Genomic DNA, 20504 nt, shown 5'->3' with positions numbered 1-20504 from the left:
CGCGTCGCGGAGCGCACCAGTCGAAGGAGCACCGTCTTGGCTGTGGTCATTACCTCCCTGATCCTTTTCCTCATCGGCCTGGCGGTTGGCGGCGGCGGCATCTGGCTCGTGACGCTGGGCGGCAGCTGGTACTACGTCATCGTCGGTCTAGCTTTCCTTGTCGCGGCCTGGCTGCTCTACAGGCGCAGATCCACGGCGCTGTGGCTCTACGCGGCGATCGTGCTCGGCACGCTCGCCTGGGCGGTCTGGGAGATTGGCTTCGACTGGTGGGAGCTCGGCCCGCGCGGCGGCATCATCGTGCTTGTCGCGCTATGGCTGTTGACGCCATGGGCGCGGCGCGGGCTTACCGGTCCCGACGGACGCGCGCCGCTTATCCTCGCCGTGCTGGCATCGCTTGCCGTCGCCGGCTATTCGATGACGACCGATCCAAAGGATATTGCGGGTGAACTCAACACCGACAAGGTGACGCCGACGGCCGATCTTGGCGGCAACGTGCCGGCTGGCGAATGGCACTATTACGGTCGCACGCAATATGGCCAGCGCTATTCGCCGCTCGACCAGATCACCGCTGAAAACGTTGCCAATCTGCAGCCGGCCTGGACCTACCGCACCGGCGACGTGAAAGGGCCCGACGACATCGGCGAGACGACCTATCAGGTGACGCCGCTAAAAATCGCCGACACGCTCTACATCTGCACGCCGCATAATTTCGCCATCGCCATCGATGCCGCGAGCGGCAAGGAGAAATGGCGGTTCGATCCGCAGGTCAAGCTCAACAAGGACCGCCAGCACCAGACCTGCCGCGGCGTGTCCTATTATGCCGATGCCAAGGTCGCCGCCGGCCAGCCCTGCGCCACACGCATCTACCTGCCGACATCCGACGCCCGGCTGATCGCGCTCGATGCGGCGAATGGCCAGGTCTGCCCGACTTTCGCCGAAGGCGGCACGCTGAACCTGGTCGCCAACATGCCATATCCGAAGCCGGGCTATTATTATTCGACCTCGGCGCCGCTGATCGTCGCCAACAAGATCATCGTCGGCGGCGCGGTCAACGACAATTATTCGACGCAGGAGCCGTCCGGGGTCATCCGTGCCTACGATGCCGACACCGGCGCGCTGTTGTGGAACTGGGATTCCGGCAATCCGGACCAGACGACGCCGCTGCCGCCGGACCAGACCTACACCAACAACTCGCCCAACATGTGGTCGACGGCAAGCGCCGACGAGAAGCTCGGCCTGCTTTATGTGCCGCTCGGCAACAAGACGCCGGACCAGCTCGGCGCCGGGCGCAGCGCCAATGACGAGAAATTCTCCTCTTCGATCACCGCGCTCGATCTCAACAGCGGACAATTGCGCTGGGTGCGGCAGACCGTGCACCACGATCTCTGGGACATGGACGTGCCGGCGCAGCCGACGCTGGTCGACATCACCACGGAAAGTGGCGTGGTGCCGGCGCTGGTCGGGCCGACCAAGCAGGGCGACCTCTATGTTCTCGACCGGCGCAGCGGCGAGCCGATCGTTCCGGTCAAGGAAGTGCCGGCGCCGGGCGGCGCGATCGAGGGCGACCATACCTCGCCGACGCAGCCGCTCTCGGATCTCAGCTTCAGTCCGAAACCGCTGACCGGCGCCGACATGTGGGGCATTACCATGTTCGACCAGTTGGCCTGCCGGATCGAGCTTCGGAAGTTGCGCTATGAGGGCCGCTACACGCCGCCGTCGCTGCAGGGCTCGCTGATCTACCCCGGCAATTTCGGCACCTTCAACTGGGGCGGCGTGGCAGTCGATCCGGTCCGGCAGGTGATGTTCGGCATGCCGACGTACCTGGCGTTCATCTCCAAGCTGGTGCCGCGCGCCGACGTGCCGCCGCCCGGTGACACCAAGGGCAGCGAACAAGGCCTGAATCGCAATGACGGTGCGCCTTACGCAGTGATATTGAAGCCGTTCCTGTCGCCGCTCGGCATTCCCTGCCAGGCGCCGCCCTGGGGCTATGTGGCGGGTGCCGACCTTCGGACCGGCAAGATCGTCTACAAGCATCGCAATGGCACCGTCTACGACATGACGCCATTGCCGCTGCCGTTCAAGGTCGGCGTGCCCGGCATTGGCGGGCCGATGATCACTGCCGGCGGCGTCGCCTTCCTCGGTGCGGCGGTCGATGACTATGTGCGCGCTTATGACCTGACGACCGGCAAACAACTCTGGCAGGCGCGGCTGCCGGCGGGCGGGCAGTCGACACCGATGACCTACACGGTAGCCGACGGACGCCAGTTCGTCGTCATCGTTGCCGGCGGCCACGGCTCGGTCGGTACCAAGCCGGGCGACTATGTGATGGCTTATACGCTGCCGAAATAGAGAAGTTCCTTCAGAGCCCGAGATGCCCTTTCAGGTCGGGTACCGATGCAAGTACCTCACTGGTCAGCTGCGGGCCGGCGGCTGTCTCGGCCTGCTGGACCAGCATCGTGCCGGCCTGGCTGATCTGTGCCAGCGTAAGACCTGATGCCTTGAGTATGGCGACGCCGTTGATCAGCGCGCCGGTCTTTTCGCCGAGAGCGCCGCCGAGCGCGCCCTCCAGCGAGGACAGGAGGCCACCACCGGAAGCTGCGCCGGGAGCCATGACATCATATTGCTTGGCCAGGGCGTCGGCTCCCGGGATCTTGGCGAAGAAGCTGGACAGAGTCGTGCCTTCCGCCTCGTGTTCGAGCACCGAGAAAATCGTGCCGGCGATCTTTTCCGTCAAAGCCTGGTTGAGACCGGATTTCTGGGAGACGGTGTTGATGATGTCCTGAACGTCCATGACCTTTCCTCAGGCTTTGGTGTTTGCGGGCGGGTGCCGGTTGGCGCGGATCTTGATCAACGATCGTTTGAAGGCGGTGAAGGCAGTGAACCGCAGCGCCAGCAAAGCCATAGCGGCGAGGGCGAACCCACTTGCCAGAAGCGGGGAGGGAAAGGTCATGGGCGTGTTCCTTCGTCAATCAGGCATTCTTTTCCCGCCAAATGGCCATTGTCGTTCGCCAAATGGCCCGAGTGAGGCACAGCCCGGTAACTTCTTTTTACATTGTGGTGCGTGCATTTAGCATTGCCACAAAGGACCAAAATTTAACGACAGTGGGGCCAGCGGCATCACGGCCCTCGTGCAGGGACTTATGGCGGCCTCACTCAGCCGTGACTGGACCAGGCAAGCTTCGGCTCTATGTTGCCGCGGGGGGCGCCGACGAGGAGCGCGCCATGACAACACGTGCCGGACCCACTGCCGCCGAGCCTGTCATTACCCAGGCGATGATCGACGCCTATGACGAATACACGCATCTGACGCTCGACCGGCGGCGCTTCATGGAGCAATTGACCAGGCTTGCCGGATCGGGTGCGGCAGCTGCCGCGATCGCGCCGCTGCTGGCGGCGAACTCGGCCCAGGCGGCAATCGTGGCGGAAGACGATCCGCGTGTGAAAGGCGAGGACATCAGCTATCCCGGCAGCGCCGGCGAGATGAAGGGCTATCTGGTCAGGCCGGCGGACCAGACCGGCAAGCTTGGCACCGTCATCGTGGTGCACGAGAACAGGGGTCTCAACCCGCATATTCGCGATGTGGCGCGGCGCGTGGCGCTGGAAGGGTTCGTGGCGCTTGCGCCGGACTTCATGACACCGCTCGGCGGCACGCCGGACGATGAAAACAGGGCACGTGACCTGTTTTCCCAGCTCGATCCAGCACAGGTCGCCGCCAATGCCGTGGCAACCGTCGCCTACCTCAAAGGCTACAAGGACGGCAACGGCAAGGTCGGCGCCGTCGGCTTCTGCTGGGGCGGCGGCACGGTGAACATGCTGGCCGTCAACGCGCCGGACCTCGCCGCCGCCGTCGCCTATTACGGCATGCAGCCACAGGCCGAGGACGTGCCGAAGATCAAGGCCGCGCTCATGCTGCATTATGCCGGGCTCGACACCCGCACCAATGCCGGCATCGATGCCTTCAAGAAGGCACTCGACGCGGCCCATGTGGAATACTCGGTCTATGTCTATGAAGGCGCCAACCATGCCTTCAACAACGAAACGTCGGCGGCCCGCTACGACAAGAAGGCGGCTGACCTCGCCTGGGGCCGGACGATCGCTTTCCTCAAGGAGAAGCTGGCCTGATCAGTCCGGCGCCGGCTTATGGAACGCCACGCCGGCCATCACCAGGGCGATGCCAAGGCAGTCGGTGAGGCTCGGCACCTGCCGCAGCACGATGACGCCGATCAACGTTGCGGTGACCGGCAGCAATGACAGCATCAGCGCGAAGCTGGAGCGCGGCAGCCGCGACATGGCAAGCTGGTCGCAAATATAGGGAATGACCGACGAGCAGATGCCGACGCCGACCGCCGCAAGCAGCAGCGGCGGCGCCGAGAAAGCCGGCAGAGCATCGGCGAAACCGATCGGCAGAACGACGAGAAGGGCGACCGCCATGGCGGCACCCAGCCCGGCGATGCCGTCGCCGGCGCCGGCGCGCGCGACGCGGTGGCCAAGAACGATGTAGCCAACGAACAGCGTGCCGTTGAGGAAGGCCCAGAACAGGCCGACGGGATCGCTCGACCATTTGACGTCGATCAGCAACAGGGTGCCGGCGACAGCGATTGCGAGGGCGGCGAGATTGCGCGGGCTTCTGAGACCAACAAGCGCGACGCCGATCGTGCCGACGAATTCGATCGCTGCCACCAGCGAGATCGGCAGCCGATCGAGCGCCAGGTAGAAAGAACAGTTCATCACGCCAAGGCAGGCGCCGAAGGCCACAAGCAGCAACTGCGTCGAGCGATCGGCGCGGGCGAAGACCGCCCACGGTCGGGTCAGCGGGGCAAAGACGAGCGCCGCGGTGGCAATGCGCAGCCACGCCATGCCGAGCACGCCGACATGCGGGAACAGCAGCACCGCGAAGGCCGGTCCGAGATAGTGGAACACGGCGCTGACGCCGAACCAGAGATGCGGCGGGACCGCGTTTGCCAAGATAAAGGCGGGGCCGGCGAGTGCCGGACTTGCTGCGGGGGCTTGCGTCCGATCTTGCATGGGATCAGTATCGCAGGCGATTTTTGCCATTGATATGGATAATGGCCGGGCATTTCGGCCATTTCCTTTCCGAAAGCAAGGAGCATTGCGCTGAAACGCCTTCGAAATGAAAATAGCGATCTGGATCCGGCGGACCTGAAAATCCTGCGCCTGCTGGAAAAGGACGCGCGCACCAGCACCGCCGAACTGGCGCGGTCGGTCGGCCTGTCGGCGCCGAGCGTGGCCGAGCGCATCAAGCGGCTGCAGGAGAGCGGCGTGATCGAGGCCTACACGGTGCGCATCAATCCGGCCGCGCTCGGCATGAAATTGTCGGCGTGGCTGCGGATCAGGCCGGTGCCGGGCCAGCTCGCTGTCGTGGCCGAAATCATCCGCGACCTACCGGAAATCGCCCAATGCGACCGGGTCGCCGGTGAAGACTGTTTCATCGCGCTGGCGCATGTCGCCTCGGTGGCCGAGCTCGAGCGGGTAATCGACCGGATCATTCCGTTCGCGATGACCAATACGGCGATCATCCAGTCGTCGCCGGTGGTGCCGCGATCGCCGCTGGGGGCGGTGAAGCGGCTGCCTTGACGCTTGGGATCGTTCGTCAGCACATCATCAGAAATGCAAACCGGACGGCCGGTCTGTTTTTTCCCCACCGTTCAGGCGTGGCCGCGTTTCATCCGCGCCTGCTTCAGGATGGCGCGCCAGCGGATCATGGCGAAGGGGATCGGCTCGTTGTTGTTGGCGATGTGGAAGATCTCGTTGTTGAGGTTCTTCAGCGAGCGCCAGAAATCATAGTCGGTGATGCGTGGATCAGCCGCCAGCCTGTCCGCCTCGACCTTGATGTCGGTTTTCATGCACGTTCCCCGAACCGCTGCTGCTCCGCCGCCCGTATCGCAATTCGATGCGGACGGTTTTCCAACGCCGCGCTGAGTCGTTCAACGTCTCAATTCGGCTTGTTCACGTTAAAACCTCGGTAAGGTTAACGGCGGTTGGGTTGCGGTTCAAGCCGGCTTACGACGAATACCGATCGAGCGGCCGGCGCGCTCCGGCATCGGCAGGGCGGCATGGGCGGCGCGCATCGCTTCCACCCTGGCCAGGACGTCGGCGGGGAAGGGCGCTACCTTCGGGCCAGCCATGTCGACGTGCAGCGACAATGTTTCTGAAGTGGCGGCGAGCCAACCGTCGACATGACGGATTTCCTGATAGGCCCTCAGCCGCTTCTCGTCATGGTCCAGCAGCTGGAACGAAACGGTGACCTTGTGGTCGAGATGCAACTCCTGGACGTAGCAGACATGGACTTCCGCCGTGTAGATGGTCAGCCGTCGTTCTTTCACATAATCCGGCCCCATCCCCATCATCTCGAAGGCTTCGTCGGAGCAACGATCGAAAAGCACGTTGTAGTAGGCCATGTTGAGATGGCCGTTGTAGTCGATCCAGGCCTCCTCGATGTCCATGGCGCGGGAGACGAAAGGGGCGGGGATGGGCATCGGAAACTTCCTTCTCGTCATGCCGGGATGAGCGTGGACTGGACAGAGCGTGGTTGGTGAGACTACGCATCCGTAGATGCAGAACAAGGGTGGACGCTGGTCCATTCGCGGAGGAATCGATGGCTCTAAGCGACCTCAATCCGGTCGAGCGCAACGAAGAAGGCATTGCCGCCGTACTCGGCATCCTCAAGCAGCGGCTCGGCGAGCGATTCCAGACCGGCCAGGCGATCCGGGCCCAGCACGCGCACACCACGACCTATATTCCGACGCAGGCGCCGGACGGCGTCGCCTTTGCCGAGACGACGGAGGAGGTGCAGGAGATCGTGCGCGCATGCGCGGCGCATCGCGTGCCGGTGATCGCCTTTGGCGTCGGTTCCTCGCTGGAAGGCCACACCAATGCGCCGGGCGGCGGCATCTCGCTCGATACGTCACGCATGAACCGCATCATTGCGGTCAATCCGCAGGACCTCGACTGCACCGTCGAGCCCGGCGTGACGCGCGAGGATCTCAACCGGCACCTGCGCGACACCGGCCTGTTCTTTCCGATCGACCCGGGCGCCAACGCCTCGCTCGGCGGCATGGCGGCGACGCGTGCGTCGGGCACCAACGCGGTGCGCTACGGCACGATGCGCGAGAACGTCCTGTCGCTGACGGCGGTGATGGCCGACGGGGAAGCAGTGACGACCGGCAAGCGCGCCAAGAAAAGCTCGGCCGGCTATGATCTGACGCGGCTGCTGATCGGTTCGGAAGGCACGCTTGGCATCATCACCCAGCTGACCTTGAAGCTGCAGGGCATTCCACAGGCGATTTCAGGCGGCGTCTGCCCGTTTCCCAGCCTCGAGGCGGCGTGCAACACGGTGATCGCGACCATCCAGATGGGCATTCCGGTGGCGCGCATAGAATTGGTCAACGCGCTGCAGATGCGGGCGATGAAGACCTATTCGAAGCTCGACTATCCGGAGAGCCCGTGCCTGTTCGTCGAGTTCCACGGCAGCGATGCCAGCGTCGCCGAACAGGCCGAGACCTTCGGCATGATCGCCGAGGAAAATAGCGGCGGTCCGTTCCTGTGGACCAGCGTCGCCGAAGAGCGGACAAAATTGTGGAAAGCCCGGCACGATGCCTACTGGTCGTCGCTGACGCTGCGGCCGGGCGCCAAGGGTCTGTCGACCGATGTCTGCGTGCCGATCTCGCGCTTTGCCGAATGCGTCACCGAGACCGAGGCGGATATCGCCGAGATGGGCCTGATCGCGCCGATCGTCGGCCATGCCGGCGACGGCAATTTCCATGTGCTGGTGCTGATGGACGTGGATGACCCGAAAGAGATCGCACTGGCCGAAAAATTCGTGGCGCGGCTCAATATGCGCGCCATCGCCATGGACGGCACCTGCACTGGCGAGCACGGCATAGGGCAAGGCAAGATCGGCTTCCTGCGGCATGAGCTCGGCCATGGCGTCGACATCATGCGCACGATCAAGCAGGCGCTCGATCCGCTGAACATCATGAACCCGGGGAAGATACTGCCGGGAAAGGACTGACATCAGGCCGCTGCCGCGCCCCGATTTGCCTCTTTATCGACACGCTGATGCGGGTAGAGTGCCACTGACTTTACTATCAACTGTCTAGGAGTTCATGCTCGCACGCCTGTTCGTGATCTTCGGTGGGCTTCTTGTGCTGGTGCTGTGTGCGGCGCTGGTGGTGCCGTACTTTGTCGACTGGACAGGTTACCGTGCCGATTTCGAGCGCGAGGCCAGTGCCGTCCTGGGCCGCAAGGTGACCGTGCGAGGCGATGCGACGGCAAGGCTGTTGCCGTTCCCCTCGGTGACCTTTTCCAACGTCGCCGTTGCCGGTGGCCCTAACGGCCAGCCGGCGATGACCGTCGAAACCTTTTCGATGGATGCAGAACTCGCGCCATTCCTGCGCGGCGAGGTGCTGATCTTCGACATGCGCCTAGTGCGGCCGAAGGCGACGATTGACATCGCCGCCGACGGCACGGTCGACTGGACGATACGGCCGTCCTCGCCCTTCGATCCCGGCCAGATCTCCATCGAGAAGCTGACGGTGACGGAAGGACAGATCGCGCTCAGCCACGCCGCCGGCGGGCGCAGCCATCTTATTTCCGAGATCAACTCGACGATCTCGGCCAAGTCGCTGGCCGGCCCCTGGCGGCTGGACGGCTCGCTGTTGCTGGACGGGTTGCGGACGACGATCGCCGCTTCCACCGGCAAGGCCGAACCGGACGGGCAAATGCGGCTCAGGCTCAAGGCCGATCCGGACGCCTATCCGCTGGTCATCGAGACCGACGGCAATGTGGGCCTCGTCGAGGGCGCCGCCGTCTATTCGGGCCAGTTCAAGATATCGGGCGCAGACCAGACTGCGGCGCGGCAGCTGGGCACCGGCGGCGAGGCGCTGAAAGTCAGCGCCGGCAAACCGGACCCGGGCTTCAGGCTGAACGGCAAGTTTTCGCTCGACCACCAGAAGCTCGGCGTCGACGAATTCCGCTTCGAGACCGGGCCGCGCGACAATCCCTACACTGCCGACGGCAAGGCTGCGGTCGACCTTGGGCTGAAGCCGCATTTCTCGATCGAGGCCAATGGCGCGCAGGTGCAGTTCGACGAGGCCGTGGGGGCGGCGGCCGGTGCCGGATTGACGCTGTCCGAGCGGGTGGCGGCGCTGGAGCAGGCGCTGCTCGACCTGCCGAAGCCGACCATACCGGGCACGGTCGAGGTGAAACTGCCGGCGGTGGTGGCAGGCGATACCACCGTTCGCGACGTGCACCTGTCCGCCGAGCCAGCCGAGGGCGGCTGGGCGGTAAAATCGCTGGCCGCCACGCTGCCCGGCCGCGCCAAGCTGGAAGCCAACGGCATGGTCAGCGTCGAGGACCATTTCGGTTTCACCGGATCGCTGCTTCTGGCGGTGGCGCAGCCCTCCGGCTTCGCCGCATGGCTGTCGAAGGACGTCGACGAGGCGATCCGCCGCTTGCCGGCCGCCGGCTTCAAGGCCAAGGTGGATTTGAGCGAGAAGCACCAGGCCTTCAGCGATCTCGAACTCATCCTCGGCAAGGCGAAGTTCTCCGGCCGCATCGATTCCAGCCAGCCCGACGACACAAGGCCATCGGTGCTGATGCAACTGGAAGGTGGCGAACTCGATGTCGACGGGCTCGCCGCCTTCGCCTCGATCTTCGTCAGCGACAAGGGCGCCAACCGCTTTTCCGACCGCGACCTCGATTTCCAGATCAAGGCCGGGCCGGTCAGCGCCGGCGGGTTGACCGCCGATAGCGTCGACACCGCGCTTAGATTGCGCGATGGGCTGCTTGAGATCGATCGCCTGTCGGTCGGCGGACTTGCCGGCGCCTCGATCAGCGCTACCGGTCGAATCAAGGATTTCCCGGCGAGCCCGACCGGCAAGCTCGACGCCTCGGTGGTCGCCGTCGACCTCAAGCCGCTGATCGACGTCGCCGTCCAGCATTATCCCGACAATGCAGTGCTGAAGGGCCTGGCGGAGCGTGCTGCTGCCTATCCCGAGCTGTTCCAGGATGCGCGTATCGATGCGGTCACGAGTGCCGCAGACAATGGCGACGGTACGACTGGACTGGCAATGAGCGCACAGGGCAAGGCCGGTGGCTCGGCCTTTTCGGCGTCGTTGTCCGGCAAAGGGGCGCTCGACCGGCCTCTCGAAGCGCCGGTGACGCTGACCTTCAACGCAAGGAACGCCGACGCCACCGCGCTTCTGGCGCTTTACGGTCTGCCGGCGCTGCCACTCGGCATGCTTGGCGAGGCGACTACCGAGGTCTCGGCCAAAGGCACGCTTGGCGGCGGCCTGGCGACACGCTTCAGCCTGGCCGGCAACGACTTCAAAGCTGGTTTCGACGGGACAATTGCCGACACGCCTCAAGGCGCGGCCGCCAAGGGCAAGGTCAGCCTTGAAACGGCCGACATCGAGCCATGGCTGATGACGACCGGCGTCGGCCTGCCCGGCATGGGCACCGGCATGTCGACGTCGCTTGCAGCCGATGCCGATTACGGCAATGGTCTCCTGGTGCTGAGCGGCCTCAGCGGCGCCGTCAACGAAGCGGCGGTTTCCGGTGACGTAAATATCGACATCAACGAGGGGCTGCCGCATCTTGCCGGCGCGCTGTCGCTGGACGAGCTGGACCTCGATCCGATGGCGGTGATGCTGTTCGGCGACCAGGCCTTCCTTGTCAACGACAGGACCTGGCCGACGGCACCGTTCAGCCAGAAATCCAGTCTGCCATTTACCGCCGATCTCGATCTGACGGCGGCGTCGCTTGCCGCCGGTCCGCTTGCCACCGCCTATGACGCTGCGCTGTCGCTGCAGCTCGACCAGGAGGGCATCCGCGTTTCCGACCTCAAGGCAAAGTTCCTCGGCGGCGCGTTGAGTGGCCTGTTCGAGCTCAAGAACAATGACGGCACCGGGCTTTTCTCCAGTCAGATGAAACTCGCCGGCGCCGATCTGGTAGCCGTGCTGCCGGAGGCCGGCATCAGCGGAAGCGGCGAGTTCTCGACGGCGCTTTCGACCAGCGGCAAATCGGTCGACGCGATGGTTGCGGCGCTGTCCGGTTCCGGCACGGCGACGCTGAAGGGCATGACTATTGCCGGCTTCAATCCCGATGCCTTTGGCGCATTCATTGCCAAGGCCGACGCGATAGGGCGCGATATCGACGCGTCGAAGACCGCCGGCTTTGTGCCGCAGATCGCCGCGGCGGGCAGTTTTCCGGCGCAGGACACCGATATTGCCTTCACCATCGCCGGCGGCACGCTGAGGGCGCCGCCGGTCAAATTCGAAAGCCCGGGCGCGACGCTGTCCGCCGACATCACCGCCGATCTGAACACCAGCACCGTCGATGCCAAGGGCGAGATCGCCTACCGGCCCGGCGATGAGGCGCTGGTCGGCTCCGAACCGATTTTGAATTTCAGCGTCGACGGGCCGTTTGGCGCCACCAAACGGCAGTTCGACAGCGAGCCGCTGGCACAGTTCCTGACCCAGCGTGCGCTGGAAAAGGAGCAGCAGCGGGTCGAAGCCATGCAAGCCGCACTGCTCGAGAAACAAAGGCTGCGGCGTGAGGTGCGCTACTACGCTGCGCTGCAAACCGAGCGTGAAAGAGCGGCGGAGGAACTGCGCAGGCAACAGGAAGCAGCGCGGCTGAAGGCCGAGGCCGACGCCAAGGCAAAGGCCGAAGCCGAGGCTCAGGCCCAGGCCGAAGCCGAGGCGAGGGCGCAGGCTGAAGCCAAGGCGAAGGCTGAAGCGGACGCCAAGGCACAGGCGGATGCGGAGGCGAGGGCGCAGGCTGAGGCCAAAGCGAAAGCTGAAGCGGACGCCAAGGCAAAGGCCGAAGCTGAGGCGCAGGCCCAAGCCGAAGCGGAGGCCAGGGCGCAGGCTGAAGCCAAGGCAAAGGCGGATGCAGCGGCGAAAGCCGAAGCCGAGGCCAGGGCGAAAGCCGAGGCGGCTGCAAAGGCCGCAGCGGATGCCGAAGCCAAAGCCAAGGCGGCGCAACAGGCTGCCGAGGAAGCAGCGCAGGCCGAAGAACAGCAACGCCAGAGGGCGGAAGAGGCGTTGCGGATCGCCTCGGAAGAGAAGGCAAGGCTCGACGCCGAACGCAAGGCCGCGGCGGAGCGCGCGGAACGGGAGCCACCGGCCGCAAACAACGTGCCACCGCCAGTGCAGCCCCCGCCAAAGCTCAAGCTCGATCCCTCGTCGATCGACGATCTGCTGAAATCGCTGAATGGCGGGTGACGGCGCATCCCTTATGTGTCGCCTCTTGCAAGCAAGCGCTTCAGCATCGGCTCGATCCGCCCGAGTTCGTCGAGATGAGCGGCTGACAGATCGGCGAGACTGTCGTCGGCGCGCTGGGTCAGCCGCAGCAGCACGCGGCGGTGGTCCTCCTCGTCGTGGTCCCTCGCGACCAGCCCGGCTTCGCAAAGACGGTTGACCAATTCCACTGCGCTGTGATGGCGGATGCGCAGGCGCTCCGCGAGGTCGCCAATGGTCACTGGCCCTCCGCCGGGAAACCCTTTGATTGCAAGCAGGGCCTGATGCTGGCGTGGTGTCACCAACATCGCTCGTGCCCGCCATCCTCGGTGGCACGGCCGGCGACCCATCCGCAAGTCGGCACGCCGCCAGAAAGCAGGGTCTGCAAATGAAGTCCGATCACGCCAACCCCAGCCATCTGCGCGATTTTACCACCGATGCCCGGGTGCTGCTCATTGCCGGCATAGCGGTGGTGGTTGCGACGGCGGGGTTGTTTGCCGGCATTGCCCTCTTGAAGCTGATCCGGCTTGCCACGAACATCGCCTATTTTGGCCAGTTCACGCTCGCCGACCTGAAACTGCAGGATACGCCGCTTGGCAGGCCGAAGAACGCGACCGTTCGGCTTTGCTGGGCTTCCGTATCCGGCGCAGGAAACAGGATAGCGTTGCCTGAAGGCTACAACTTGCCGCGCTTGGCCCAATCCAGCACATAGAGCCGGAGCGCCGAGGAGAGATTGGCATCCCGCGGGCGGCTCTCGTCGATTTCGGCGACAAGGGCGGCGAGCGTCAGTTTTCGCACGGCCGCGATGGCGACCAGGTCGTCGTAAAAAGGCTTTTCGAGCGAATAGCTGGTGCGGTGGCCGCGAATGGTGACCGAGCGCTTTTCCACCGGGCTCACGAGACGATCCTACTCACACTTCAAGCATCGGATTTGTCCGAATCGCCCGAATTTTCGCGGCGATGGCCGGCGACGAATTTATCGGCCTTGTCGGCGATCAGGCGGTCGCGATCCCGGCTGGGTTTGGAACGGCCATGCAGCGCCCGGTTCTGTTCGGCCAGGCGCTCCTTCTCGGCTCGCGCCTTCTGCTTGCGTGCCTGACGGAGATTGACGATCTCGGCCATGTCACGCCGCCCGTCGGGTCACTTCTTGCGGAAGGCGTCAAGCGACACCACGTCGGCGCCCTTGGCGCCGGCGTCGGCCGCGGCAGGCTTCTTTTCCGCCTCGGCGGTTTTCTTCTTCGTCTCGGGCTTTTTCTCGGCGACGATGGCCAGCGGTTCGGGAGCAGGCTTGGCCTTTGTCTCCTGTTCCGCCGGGGTATCGGTCTTGACGTCGAATTCGAGCTCGAAGTTGACGGACGGGTCGTAAAAGCCGCGTACTGCCGAGAACGGGATTTCCAGTTTCTCCGGCACGTCGGAAAACGACAGCCCGACCTCAAAGCCGGTGTCGCTCACCTTCAGGTCCCAATACTGGAACTGGATGACGATGGTCATCTGTTCGGGATAGCGCTCGCGCAGCCGCGACGACACGCGCACGCCCGGCGCGCCGGTGAGAAAGGTGATGAAGAAATGATGGTTGCCCGGGAGACCGGTGCGCGCGACTTCGGCCAGGACCTTGCGCATGACGCCGCGCAACGCCTCCTGGGCCAGAATGTCGTAGCGGATGTGGTCGTCGGCCATGTGGCTGTCGGGTTCCGTTGAATCGTCCTGATAGCTGTAATCAAGCTTGAGCGCGGCGTAAACCGGATATAGATCGCCGGCGTGCGGAAGCGAAGCCCATTGGCGACGATTTGATCGTCAAACAGCTTTGATCGTCAAGCGCTGGCGAGCGCGCCCTGTTTGCTCGCCCGGGCCATAGGCTGCCGCTTGCCGAAGGCGCGCAGGAAGGTGCGCACGCCATTTGTCGCCGATTGCACCACCTCGTCCTCGGTCGGTGTACCGCCGAGCATGAATGTCGTCTGCAACTCGGCATTGGCAAGCGCCATGAACTGGCGCGCTGCGACATCGGGATCGTCGATATCAAGGAAGCCGGCATGAGCGAGGCGGGCGAAGCGGGCGGCGATCGCCGGCCATGTCCTGCCCGGTCCTTCTTCGCGCCATTCGGCGAACAACTCGGGATAGCGCCCGCCCTCGGTCTGGATCAGCTTGCGCAGGAATTTGCCGTCGCGGTTGCAGATGCAGTTGTGGTTCATCCGCACAGCAAAGGCGATGAGGTCGGCCTCGAGATCCTTCGGCTGATCGGGAAAAGTGGAAATCGTGGCAAAGATGCCGGCATTGCAACGTTCGGTGAGGTCGCGGACGATGGCAACGAAGAGTTTCTCCTTGTCGCCGTGATGATTGTAGATGGTCTGGCGGGAGACGCCGGCCTCGGCGGCAATCATGTCGATATTGGCACCGGCAAAGCTTTCGCGGCAGAAGACCGAGGCGGCGGCATCGACAATCGACATCCGCTTGGCCTCATGGCCCCGCGGCGGGAAAATGTCAGGAGAAACGTTGGCCTTCATGCAAAACTATATAGAGGTGGTTGACGAATTAGACAAGCCTGTCTAAATTTGTGGACTGCACGAAGGGGGTTTCGTTCCGCAGAAGAGTCGGAACTCCACGGGATGGAACGTCCTAGGGTTACGCGCCGGTCCTCGGCGGCAACCAGAATTCGAAAGAGCCTGCTATCATGAACGCCAAATTCCTCCGCATTGCGGTCGTGCTCGGCCTATTGTCCGCGATCGGCCCGTTTGCCATCGACATGTATCTTCCCGCCCTGCCTTCAATCGGTGAGGATCTGCATGCCGGCACTGCCGCGGTGCAGATGAGCCTGCTGATCTTCTTTCTTTCCATGGGCTTCGGCCAGATCGTCGTCGGACCGATCTCCGACATGGTCGGCCGCAAGCTGCCACTCTACGGCGGCCTGGCGCTGTTCATGGTCGGCGGCGTAGGCTCGGCGCTGGCTCCCTCGATCGAATGGCTGATCGCCTTCCGCTTCCTGCAAGGGCTCGGCGCCAGCGCCGGCATGGCCGTGCCGCGCGCGATCGTGCGCGATCTGCATACCGGCACCGAGGCCGCCAAGCTGATGTCGCTGCTGATGCTTGTGTTTTCGGTGTCGCCGATCCTGGCACCGCTGACCGGTAGCCAGATCATCGAGAATTTCGGCTGGCGCGCCGTGTTCTGGACGGTGACGGGCGCGGCCGTGCTCGCCACCATCCTGCTGGCGACCTCGCTCAAGGAGACACGGCCGGTCGAGGAGCGCGCCGGGTCGTCCTTCGGGACGGCACTTTCCGGCTACCGCTTCCTGATGGGCGACCGCAACTTCCTTGGCCTGACGGCCATCGCCGGCTTCGGCATTGCGAGCTTCTTCGTCTATCTGTCGAGCTCGTCCTTCATCCTGATCGACCATTATGGCCTGTCGCCTTCGGTCTACAGCGTGTTCTTCTCGATCAATGCGGTTGCCTTTATCGGCATGTCGCAGCTGACCGGGTTGCTGTCGGAGCGGTTCGGGCTGCAGCGCGTGGTGCGCGTCGCGGTGACCGGCTATGCGACGACGATGGTGGTGCTGTTCGCGGTGATGGCATCGGGTGTCGACCGGCTCGACGTGATGGCGGCGCTGCTGTTCATCGGCTACGGCTTTCTCGGCCTGGTCATCCCGACGACGTCGGTGCTGGCCATGGAAGAGCATGGCGAGATCGCGGGTACCGCGTCGGCGCTGATGGGCACGCTGCACTTCGCCATCGGCGCGGTCGCCATGGGCGTCGCCGGCGTGTTTTTCGACGGCACGCCGCTGCCGATGGTGGCGGGCATCACGCTCTGCGCGGCGATCTCCTTCACACTGGCCAAAATAACGCTCGGCCGCAGCCGGGACGTCGCGGAAGCGCCGGCGGAGTAAACTTCGCCTATCGAGACAAAAAGGCCGGGCGATGTTCCCGGCCTTTTCACGTTTGCCGTCCCGGTTCAAAGCAGTCTATGCCTATATGACGGGTTCAGGACATGCAGCTTCGACATCTCAAAACCTTCGTGGCGGTCGCCACCACCTTGAACATCACACGCGCCTCCGAGCGGGTTCATCTTGCCCAATCGAGCGTGTCCGAACAGATCCAGGCGCTGGAAAGCGATCTAGGCACGTCGCTGTTCGATAGATCACGGCGTGGCTTGAAGCTGACGGCGGCGGGACAACGCCTGCTGGACTACGCAAACGATCTCCTCGACCTCGCGGACGAAGCCCGTTCCGCAGTCGCCGACGCGAGCGGCACGGTTGCCGGTCGCCTGACGGTCGGCGGCCTGGAGACGCTTTGCTCGACACGCTTGCCAGCTCTGCTGGCGGAATTCCATCGGCGCCATCCCGATGTGGAACTGAACCTCAGGGCGGACGATAGCAGTGGGTTGCGTGCCGGCGTGACAAGCGGGGCGCTGGACGTATCTTTCCATTTCGGAGCCGTCCCGGCGGCGGCGCCGGAGCTGCGAAGCGAGCAAGTGGCAGTGGAAGAGCTCGTCACCATAATGCCGGCAAATCACCGGTTGGCCGGATATTCTGCCATAACGCCCGACGATCTGGCCGACGAGGCCTTCCTCGTCACCCAGCCCGGTTGCGTCTATAGGCGGATGTTCGACGAAACGTTTGCCGCAACATTGCCTGACCGTCCAAAACTCGTCGGCGAGTTCGCCAGCATGAGCGCGATACGGAGCCTTGTTGAAGGCGGTCTTGGATGCGCGCTGGTCCCGCGTCTCGTGGCTTCCGCGGCTGACGCCAATGTTGTCGTGTTGCCTTGGGTCGGAAGCAGTCCGGTGACGCCGGTCACCATGGTATGGCGCCACCGGCGCATTCAAGCGCCGGTCTTGCGGCTGTTCCTCGCAATGGTCCGCGAAATCTGGCCATCACTAGACCAGCCGCTGGCCACCATCGACATGAAGCACGGTTCCGGTGATGAAGCCGTTGTGCATGAGGGACGTGATGGCTTGGGCAATGTCGGCTGCCTGGCCGATCCGGCCGACGAGCAGACGCTTTGCCATGGCGTCCAGCGCGGCTGTCTTTCCGCTGCCGACGACGGCATCCCAAATCGGCGTGTCGACCCAGCCCGGCGAGACGACGTTGACGCGGATCGGCGCCAGTTCGACGGCAAGCGCGTAGGCGAGTGAGCCAAGTGCCCCATTAACGGCTGCCACCACCGAGCCTTTCGCCGCCGGACGATAGGCGGCGATGCCCGAGGTCAGCGTGATCGATCCCCCGGGCGTCAGACGAGGCGCGCCATGCTTGGCAAGAAGAAGCGGCCCGACGACTTTGGAATCCATCACTTTCCGCGCCACCGAGATATCCATCTCGGGAAGCAACACATAGACGCCGGTAACGTCGGCGGCGGTCGAGACGATGTGGTCGAGCGTGCCGGCATCCTGGAACAGGCGCTGGACCTCGTCCTCGCTAGTGACGTCGGCTGCGATCGTCCTCAGCCTTTCCGGGTGAGGCACGCGCTGCCGTGCGGCCGACAACCGGTCCTCGGAGCGGCCGACGATCGTAACCTCGGCGCCGGCGGCAAGCTGCTGTTCGGCAAGCGACAGCCCCATACCGGAACTGCCGCCAACGATCAGGATGCGTTCGTGTTTTGGTGTGGTTTCCTGGTTCATCTTATCTCCATCAGATAGCTCGCCGGGGCCTGACTGATATGCGGCGAGAAACTGAGGCCTTGTCCCGCAAGGCATGAGAGAAGGGAAACGGGAAGATACGAATGCTGCCATCGGAGGTTCCGATGATGGGAGGCCCTTGGGCTTTCGCAAAACCGTCGCTTGCGGCGCTTCGCTACGACGCTGTCTCGGAGAGGACGAACCGCAGCTGCGTTTCGACGGGGGCCAAGGGCAGCGGCACCAGCTCGTAGCCTAGTTCCGTGTAAACGGCGACGAGTGCGTGAAAGGTGCGTTCAGCCTCGTCCATCGTTTGCTTGCGTTCGTTGTCCTGCCGAAAGATTTCCGGCCATGGCGGCGCGACGAAGACGCGCCTGGCATAGCGGAAGCGTCGGGCGGCATTCGTGGCGTGATCGGGAACCGGCACCCCGGTCAGGCGCAGATAGCCAAGAGTGTCCGGCACGCCGCGATCGAAGAAGACCAGGCCGGATTGCTCGCCCGCGATCCGGTAGGAGCGCAACTCCCAAGACAGCATCAACTCGGCGAACAGAGCCGCCAGGGCAGGGCCTTGCCGCCTATCGCCAATTCGTCGTGATGATGCTGCGCCCGGCTTCGCCCGAGGTGCGAGGCCTGCCACCTTAAAAGTCGATCAACGTTGTCTTGCCTGAGCCCGGACCGCCGGTCAGCACGAAAAACCGATTGGAATCGTTTCGCATTTCTGATCCATGGATTGGATGGGGAAGTATGAAGACAGGGGTTTTTTGGACCCGTCAGGGCACATGAAAGCCCGGCCGGCGGGGCCTGCTTCTGCATATGTCGAGAGGGAGAAATGGAGGTTTCTGTTGCCAGGTACCTCCGAACCCCGCCTAGAAGTGCGAACCACTAGGGCTTGAATTGAAGCTATCGCACCGCTTACGCGGCGAGACGTGCTTCCGCATAGTTGTCGTTGGCAACTATAAGTTTAGCCCGATAACGGTGGTACAATGCCGGGCAAAAGTACGATCTTTACACCTTCGTCGATCCTATTTCGCCCCCAGCAAAAGCCGCTCCTGAGCAGCGGTTTTTGGTGGAGGCGCCGGGTACCGCCCCCGGGTCCGAACGGCTTATTTCATCGCCTGTTTATCGCCATAGTCGGTCGAGCCGACGAGGCGAATATAGGGACTGACGGTGGAAAATGAAAGGCCGGAATGCCACTTTCGTCCGTGTCAAAGTGGATCATCAAGGGGTTGACTTGCAGCCGGTCTCAACCGAAGCTTTGTGGCGGTGAGGAGACCTAGCGCATACTTGCGGCAGCGCGCCACGATCCTCACTGACCGGATCCCGTGGCGCCGACGAGGGGAAATTCGATGGCCGATTATCTCGCAGACGTAAAGAAATATGATGCGGCGGCGGATGCCGACGCGGTCGCCAAGATCGTCAAGCATCTGGGCATCGCGCTCAGGAACCGCGATTCCTCGCTGGTGTCCTGCACCGACCCGGAGGAACTGAAGCGCGTCAGGAACAGCTGGGTCGCCGGCAAGCTCGGCGTCACCGACGGTGCCAAGGCGGATGCGGCTATCGAAAAGACCTGCAAGGCTATGGCGGCCGACAACAGCAAGAGCCGGGTGACATTCTATTACCTCGTCGCCAAGGATCTGGGCATGCTCGGCTCGCTCTGAGCAACCTCGCCGCCGGTGCTGGTGAGGCTTCTGCTGGAATCGTCTCGCTTTGCTGTGTTCGGCCGACGGTCATTCGGCTATGATGGCTGACAACCCGAATCGGACCGGAGCCGATGCGCCAGTATCTCGACCTTCTGAAGCATGTGCTGGAAAACGGCGCCGATCGCGGCGACCGCACCGGCACCGGAACGCGCTCGGTATTCGGCTACCAGATGCGCTTCGACCTGGCCCGCGGCTTTCCGGTCACCACCACCAAGAAGCTGCACCTGAAGTCGATTATCCACGAGCTTTTGTGGTTCCTGGCCGGCGACACCAACATCAAATATCTCAACGATCACGGCGTCTCGATCTGGGATGAGTGGGCCGACGAGAACGGCGATCTCGGCCCGGTCTATGGCAAACAATGGCGGTCGTGGCCGGACGGCCATGGCGGCGCCATCGACCAGATTGCGAATCTTCTGAAGGAGATACGCAAAAATCCTAATTCGCGGCGGCTGATCGTTTCGGCGTGGAACCCGGCCGAGGTGGAGGCCATGGCCTTGCCGCCCTGCCACTGCCTGTTCCAGTTCTATGTGTCGCAAGGCAAGCTTTCCTGCCAGCTCTACCAGCGTTCGGGCGATATCTTTCTCGGTGTGCCGTTCAACATCGCTTCCTATGCGTTGCTGACGCTGATGGTGGCGCAGGTGACCGGATTGAAACCCGGCGATTTCATCCACACGCTCGGCGACGCGCATCTTTACTCGAACCATTTCGAGCAGGCGCGCGAACAATTGCGGCGCACGCCCAAGGCGTTGCCGACGCTGTGGATCAATCCCGAGGTGAAGGATCTCTTTGCCTTCCGCTTCGAGGATTTCCGGCTCGAGAACTATTTCGCCGACGCGACGATCAAGGCGCCGATCGCGGTCTAGCACCATAGCTGACCGTGCATATCGACATTGCCTACTGCGGCTGCGCCCTTGGGCATTGTCAGCATCCATCTTGATTGG

At 63.6% G+C, this 20504-nt stretch carries 20 protein-coding genes, 1 other RNA gene and 2 pseudogenes; 10 read left to right on the top strand and 13 right to left on the bottom strand.

Annotated features, from left to right (window positions below; all coding sequences use genetic code 11):
• Positions 1–36 precede the first annotated feature (36 nt).
• Entirely contained in the window at positions 37–2349 is a 2313-nt protein-coding gene (locus NKI29_RS16840) for a glucose/quinate/shikimate family membrane-bound PQQ-dependent dehydrogenase (protein WP_352796741.1), read from the top strand.
• A gap of 10 nt (positions 2350–2359) precedes the next feature.
• On the opposite strand, the gene NKI29_RS16835 is transcribed toward NKI29_RS16840, so the two are convergent.
• Together NKI29_RS16835 and NKI29_RS16830 are read right to left on the bottom strand one after the other, a co-directional pair.
• Entirely contained in the window at positions 2360–2791 is a 432-nt protein-coding gene (locus tag NKI29_RS16835) for a hypothetical protein (RefSeq protein ID WP_023676720.1), read from the bottom strand.
• Between the two features lie 9 nt (positions 2792–2800).
• A complete protein-coding gene (locus tag NKI29_RS16830) occupies positions 2801–2950 on the bottom strand; it encodes a hypothetical protein (RefSeq protein WP_023676719.1) in 150 nt (49 codons plus the stop codon).
• A gap of 272 nt (positions 2951–3222) precedes the next feature.
• Between NKI29_RS16830 and NKI29_RS16825 the strand changes: the two genes are divergently transcribed.
• Complete coding sequence (locus tag NKI29_RS16825; RefSeq protein WP_352796738.1) at positions 3223–4122, top strand: dienelactone hydrolase family protein; 900 nt, start codon at positions 3223–3225, stop codon at positions 4120–4122.
• On the opposite strand, the gene NKI29_RS16820 is transcribed toward NKI29_RS16825, so the two are convergent.
• On the bottom strand, positions 4123–5025 hold the full coding sequence (locus NKI29_RS16820) for an EamA family transporter (protein WP_352796736.1): 903 nt from the start codon (positions 5023–5025) through the stop codon (positions 4123–4125). It lies immediately after the preceding gene.
• Between the two features lie 90 nt (positions 5026–5115).
• Here NKI29_RS16820 and NKI29_RS16815 point away from each other — a divergent pair, with 90 nt between their 5' ends.
• The gene (locus NKI29_RS16815; RefSeq protein WP_352796788.1) at positions 5116–5595 is read left to right on the top strand and encodes an Lrp/AsnC family transcriptional regulator; all 480 of its coding nucleotides are present in this window, start codon (positions 5116–5118) and stop codon (positions 5593–5595) included.
• A 71-nt stretch (positions 5596–5666) separates the two neighbouring features.
• Here NKI29_RS16815 and NKI29_RS16810 read toward each other — a convergent pair whose 3' ends face one another.
• Both NKI29_RS16810 and NKI29_RS16805 read right to left on the bottom strand, forming a co-directional pair.
• On the bottom strand, positions 5667–5864 hold the full coding sequence (locus NKI29_RS16810) for a hypothetical protein (RefSeq protein WP_023676715.1): 198 nt from the start codon (positions 5862–5864) through the stop codon (positions 5667–5669).
• Positions 5865–6011: 147 nt separating this feature from the next.
• The gene (locus NKI29_RS16805; protein ID WP_352471602.1) at positions 6012–6497 is read right to left on the bottom strand and encodes a thioesterase family protein; all 486 of its coding nucleotides are present in this window, start codon (positions 6495–6497) and stop codon (positions 6012–6014) included.
• A gap of 119 nt (positions 6498–6616) precedes the next feature.
• Here NKI29_RS16805 and NKI29_RS16800 point away from each other — a divergent pair, with 119 nt between their 5' ends.
• Both NKI29_RS16800 and NKI29_RS16795 read left to right on the top strand, forming a co-directional pair.
• Complete coding sequence (locus tag NKI29_RS16800) at positions 6617–8032, top strand: FAD-binding oxidoreductase (RefSeq protein ID WP_352796734.1); 1416 nt, start codon at positions 6617–6619, stop codon at positions 8030–8032.
• 94 nt (positions 8033–8126) lie between these two features.
• Positions 8127–12248: an AsmA family protein gene (locus NKI29_RS16795; RefSeq protein WP_352796732.1), complete on the top strand. Its 4122-nt coding sequence runs from the start codon at positions 8127–8129 to the stop codon at positions 12246–12248.
• A gap of 11 nt (positions 12249–12259) precedes the next feature.
• On the opposite strand, the pseudogene NKI29_RS16790 reads toward NKI29_RS16795, so the two are convergent.
• Positions 12260–12565 (bottom strand): annotated as a pseudogene (locus NKI29_RS16790) (MarR family winged helix-turn-helix transcriptional regulator); the annotation flags it as partial.
• An 86-nt stretch (positions 12566–12651) separates the two neighbouring features.
• Here NKI29_RS16790 and NKI29_RS33450 point away from each other — a divergent pair.
• Entirely contained in the window at positions 12652–12975 is a 324-nt protein-coding gene (locus NKI29_RS33450; RefSeq protein WP_502895654.1) for a hypothetical protein, read from the top strand.
• Here the strand turns inward: NKI29_RS33450 and NKI29_RS16780 are convergent.
• From NKI29_RS16780 to NKI29_RS16765, 4 genes are all read right to left on the bottom strand, one after another.
• Positions 12939–13160 (bottom strand): ribbon-helix-helix domain-containing protein, encoded by a 222-nt coding sequence (locus NKI29_RS16780; RefSeq protein ID WP_352450079.1) that lies wholly within the window; start codon positions 13158–13160, stop codon positions 12939–12941. The genes NKI29_RS33450 and NKI29_RS16780 overlap by 37 nt on opposite strands.
• Before the next feature lie 20 nt (positions 13161–13180).
• Positions 13181–13384, bottom strand: a complete 204-nt coding sequence (locus tag NKI29_RS16775) for a DUF4169 family protein (RefSeq protein WP_023676708.1) — start codon at positions 13382–13384, stop codon at positions 13181–13183.
• Positions 13385–13402: 18 nt separating this feature from the next.
• A complete protein-coding gene (locus tag NKI29_RS16770; RefSeq protein ID WP_023676707.1) occupies positions 13403–13939 on the bottom strand; it encodes an SspB family protein in 537 nt (178 codons plus the stop codon).
• 134 nt (positions 13940–14073) lie between these two features.
• Positions 14074–14763 (bottom strand): TetR/AcrR family transcriptional regulator, encoded by a 690-nt coding sequence (locus NKI29_RS16765; RefSeq protein ID WP_352456524.1) that lies wholly within the window; start codon positions 14761–14763, stop codon positions 14074–14076.
• 167 nt (positions 14764–14930) lie between these two features.
• Between NKI29_RS16765 and NKI29_RS16760 the strand changes: the two genes are divergently transcribed.
• Positions 14931–16136, top strand: coding sequence for a multidrug effflux MFS transporter (locus tag NKI29_RS16760; RefSeq protein ID WP_023676705.1), 1206 nt, complete (start codon positions 14931–14933; stop codon positions 16134–16136).
• A 101-nt stretch (positions 16137–16237) separates the two neighbouring features.
• Positions 16238–17053 (top strand): annotated as a pseudogene (locus tag NKI29_RS16755) (LysR family transcriptional regulator); the annotation flags it as partial.
• Between the two features lie 72 nt (positions 17054–17125).
• Here the strand turns inward: NKI29_RS16755 and NKI29_RS16750 are convergent.
• The 3 genes from NKI29_RS16750 to ssrA all read right to left on the bottom strand — a co-directional run bounded on the left by NKI29_RS16750 (position 17126) and on the right by ssrA (position 19044).
• Positions 17126–17866 carry an SDR family oxidoreductase gene (locus tag NKI29_RS16750; RefSeq protein ID WP_352570448.1) on the bottom strand — a complete coding sequence of 247 codons (741 nt, stop codon included), beginning with the start codon at positions 17864–17866 and terminating at the stop codon, positions 17126–17128.
• A 172-nt stretch (positions 17867–18038) separates the two neighbouring features.
• A complete protein-coding gene (locus NKI29_RS16745; RefSeq protein ID WP_502896707.1) occupies positions 18039–18395 on the bottom strand; it encodes an AAA family ATPase in 357 nt (118 codons plus the stop codon).
• Positions 18396–18688: 293 nt separating this feature from the next.
• Positions 18689–19044, bottom strand: a transfer-messenger RNA (tmRNA) gene (ssrA, locus tag NKI29_RS16740).
• 162 nt (positions 19045–19206) lie between these two features.
• Here ssrA and NKI29_RS16735 point away from each other — a divergent pair.
• Together NKI29_RS16735 and NKI29_RS16730 are read left to right on the top strand one after the other, a co-directional pair.
• Entirely contained in the window at positions 19207–19518 is a 312-nt protein-coding gene (locus NKI29_RS16735; RefSeq protein WP_023676702.1) for a DUF2853 family protein, read from the top strand.
• A 113-nt stretch (positions 19519–19631) separates the two neighbouring features.
• Positions 19632–20426: a thymidylate synthase gene (locus NKI29_RS16730; RefSeq protein WP_352570447.1), complete on the top strand. Its 795-nt coding sequence runs from the start codon at positions 19632–19634 to the stop codon at positions 20424–20426.
• Positions 20427–20504: the final 78 nt, after the last annotated feature.

Source organism: Mesorhizobium sp. M0678 (genome assembly GCF_040320505.1).
Taxonomy (GTDB): domain Bacteria; phylum Pseudomonadota; class Alphaproteobacteria; order Rhizobiales; family Rhizobiaceae; genus Mesorhizobium.
Note: the sequence above shows the minus strand (reverse complement) of the source record. Positions and strands in the feature narration are given on the sequence as shown.

What these genes read in the sequence shown, in the direction of transcription:
- NKI29_RS16825 (WP_352796738.1), top strand. Translation starts at nt 3,223, where the DNA reads ATGACAACACGTGCCGGACCCACTGCCGCCGAGCCTGTCATTACCCAG.
- NKI29_RS16810 (WP_023676715.1), bottom strand. Translation starts at nt 5,864, where the DNA reads ATGAAAACCGACATCAAGGTCGAGGCGGACAGGCTGGCGGCTGATCCA.
- NKI29_RS16745 (WP_502896707.1), bottom strand. Translation starts at nt 18,395, where the DNA reads ATGCTGTCTTGGGAGTTGCGCTCCTACCGGATCGCGGGCGAGCAATCC.
- NKI29_RS16770 (WP_023676707.1), bottom strand. Translation starts at nt 13,939, where the DNA reads ATGGCCGACGACCACATCCGCTACGACATTCTGGCCCAGGAGGCGTTG.
- NKI29_RS16800 (WP_352796734.1), top strand. Translation starts at nt 6,617, where the DNA reads ATGGCTCTAAGCGACCTCAATCCGGTCGAGCGCAACGAAGAAGGCATT.
- NKI29_RS16760 (WP_023676705.1), top strand. Translation starts at nt 14,931, where the DNA reads ATGAACGCCAAATTCCTCCGCATTGCGGTCGTGCTCGGCCTATTGTCC.
- NKI29_RS16750 (WP_352570448.1), bottom strand. Translation starts at nt 17,866, where the DNA reads ATGAACCAGGAAACCACACCAAAACACGAACGCATCCTGATCGTTGGC.
- NKI29_RS16735 (WP_023676702.1), top strand. Translation starts at nt 19,207, where the DNA reads ATGGCCGATTATCTCGCAGACGTAAAGAAATATGATGCGGCGGCGGAT.
- NKI29_RS16730 (WP_352570447.1), top strand. Translation starts at nt 19,632, where the DNA reads ATGCGCCAGTATCTCGACCTTCTGAAGCATGTGCTGGAAAACGGCGCC.
- NKI29_RS16795 (WP_352796732.1), top strand. Translation starts at nt 8,127, where the DNA reads ATGCTCGCACGCCTGTTCGTGATCTTCGGTGGGCTTCTTGTGCTGGTG.
- NKI29_RS16835 (WP_023676720.1), bottom strand. Translation starts at nt 2,791, where the DNA reads ATGGACGTTCAGGACATCATCAACACCGTCTCCCAGAAATCCGGTCTC.
- NKI29_RS16830 (WP_023676719.1), bottom strand. Translation starts at nt 2,950, where the DNA reads ATGACCTTTCCCTCCCCGCTTCTGGCAAGTGGGTTCGCCCTCGCCGCT.
- NKI29_RS16775 (WP_023676708.1), bottom strand. Translation starts at nt 13,384, where the DNA reads ATGGCCGAGATCGTCAATCTCCGTCAGGCACGCAAGCAGAAGGCGCGA.
- NKI29_RS16805 (WP_352471602.1), bottom strand. Translation starts at nt 6,497, where the DNA reads ATGCCCATCCCCGCCCCTTTCGTCTCCCGCGCCATGGACATCGAGGAG.
- NKI29_RS33450 (WP_502895654.1), top strand. Translation starts at nt 12,652, where the DNA reads ATGAAGTCCGATCACGCCAACCCCAGCCATCTGCGCGATTTTACCACC.
- NKI29_RS16765 (WP_352456524.1), bottom strand. Translation starts at nt 14,763, where the DNA reads ATGAAGGCCAACGTTTCTCCTGACATTTTCCCGCCGCGGGGCCATGAG.
- NKI29_RS16820 (WP_352796736.1), bottom strand. Translation starts at nt 5,025, where the DNA reads ATGCAAGATCGGACGCAAGCCCCCGCAGCAAGTCCGGCACTCGCCGGC.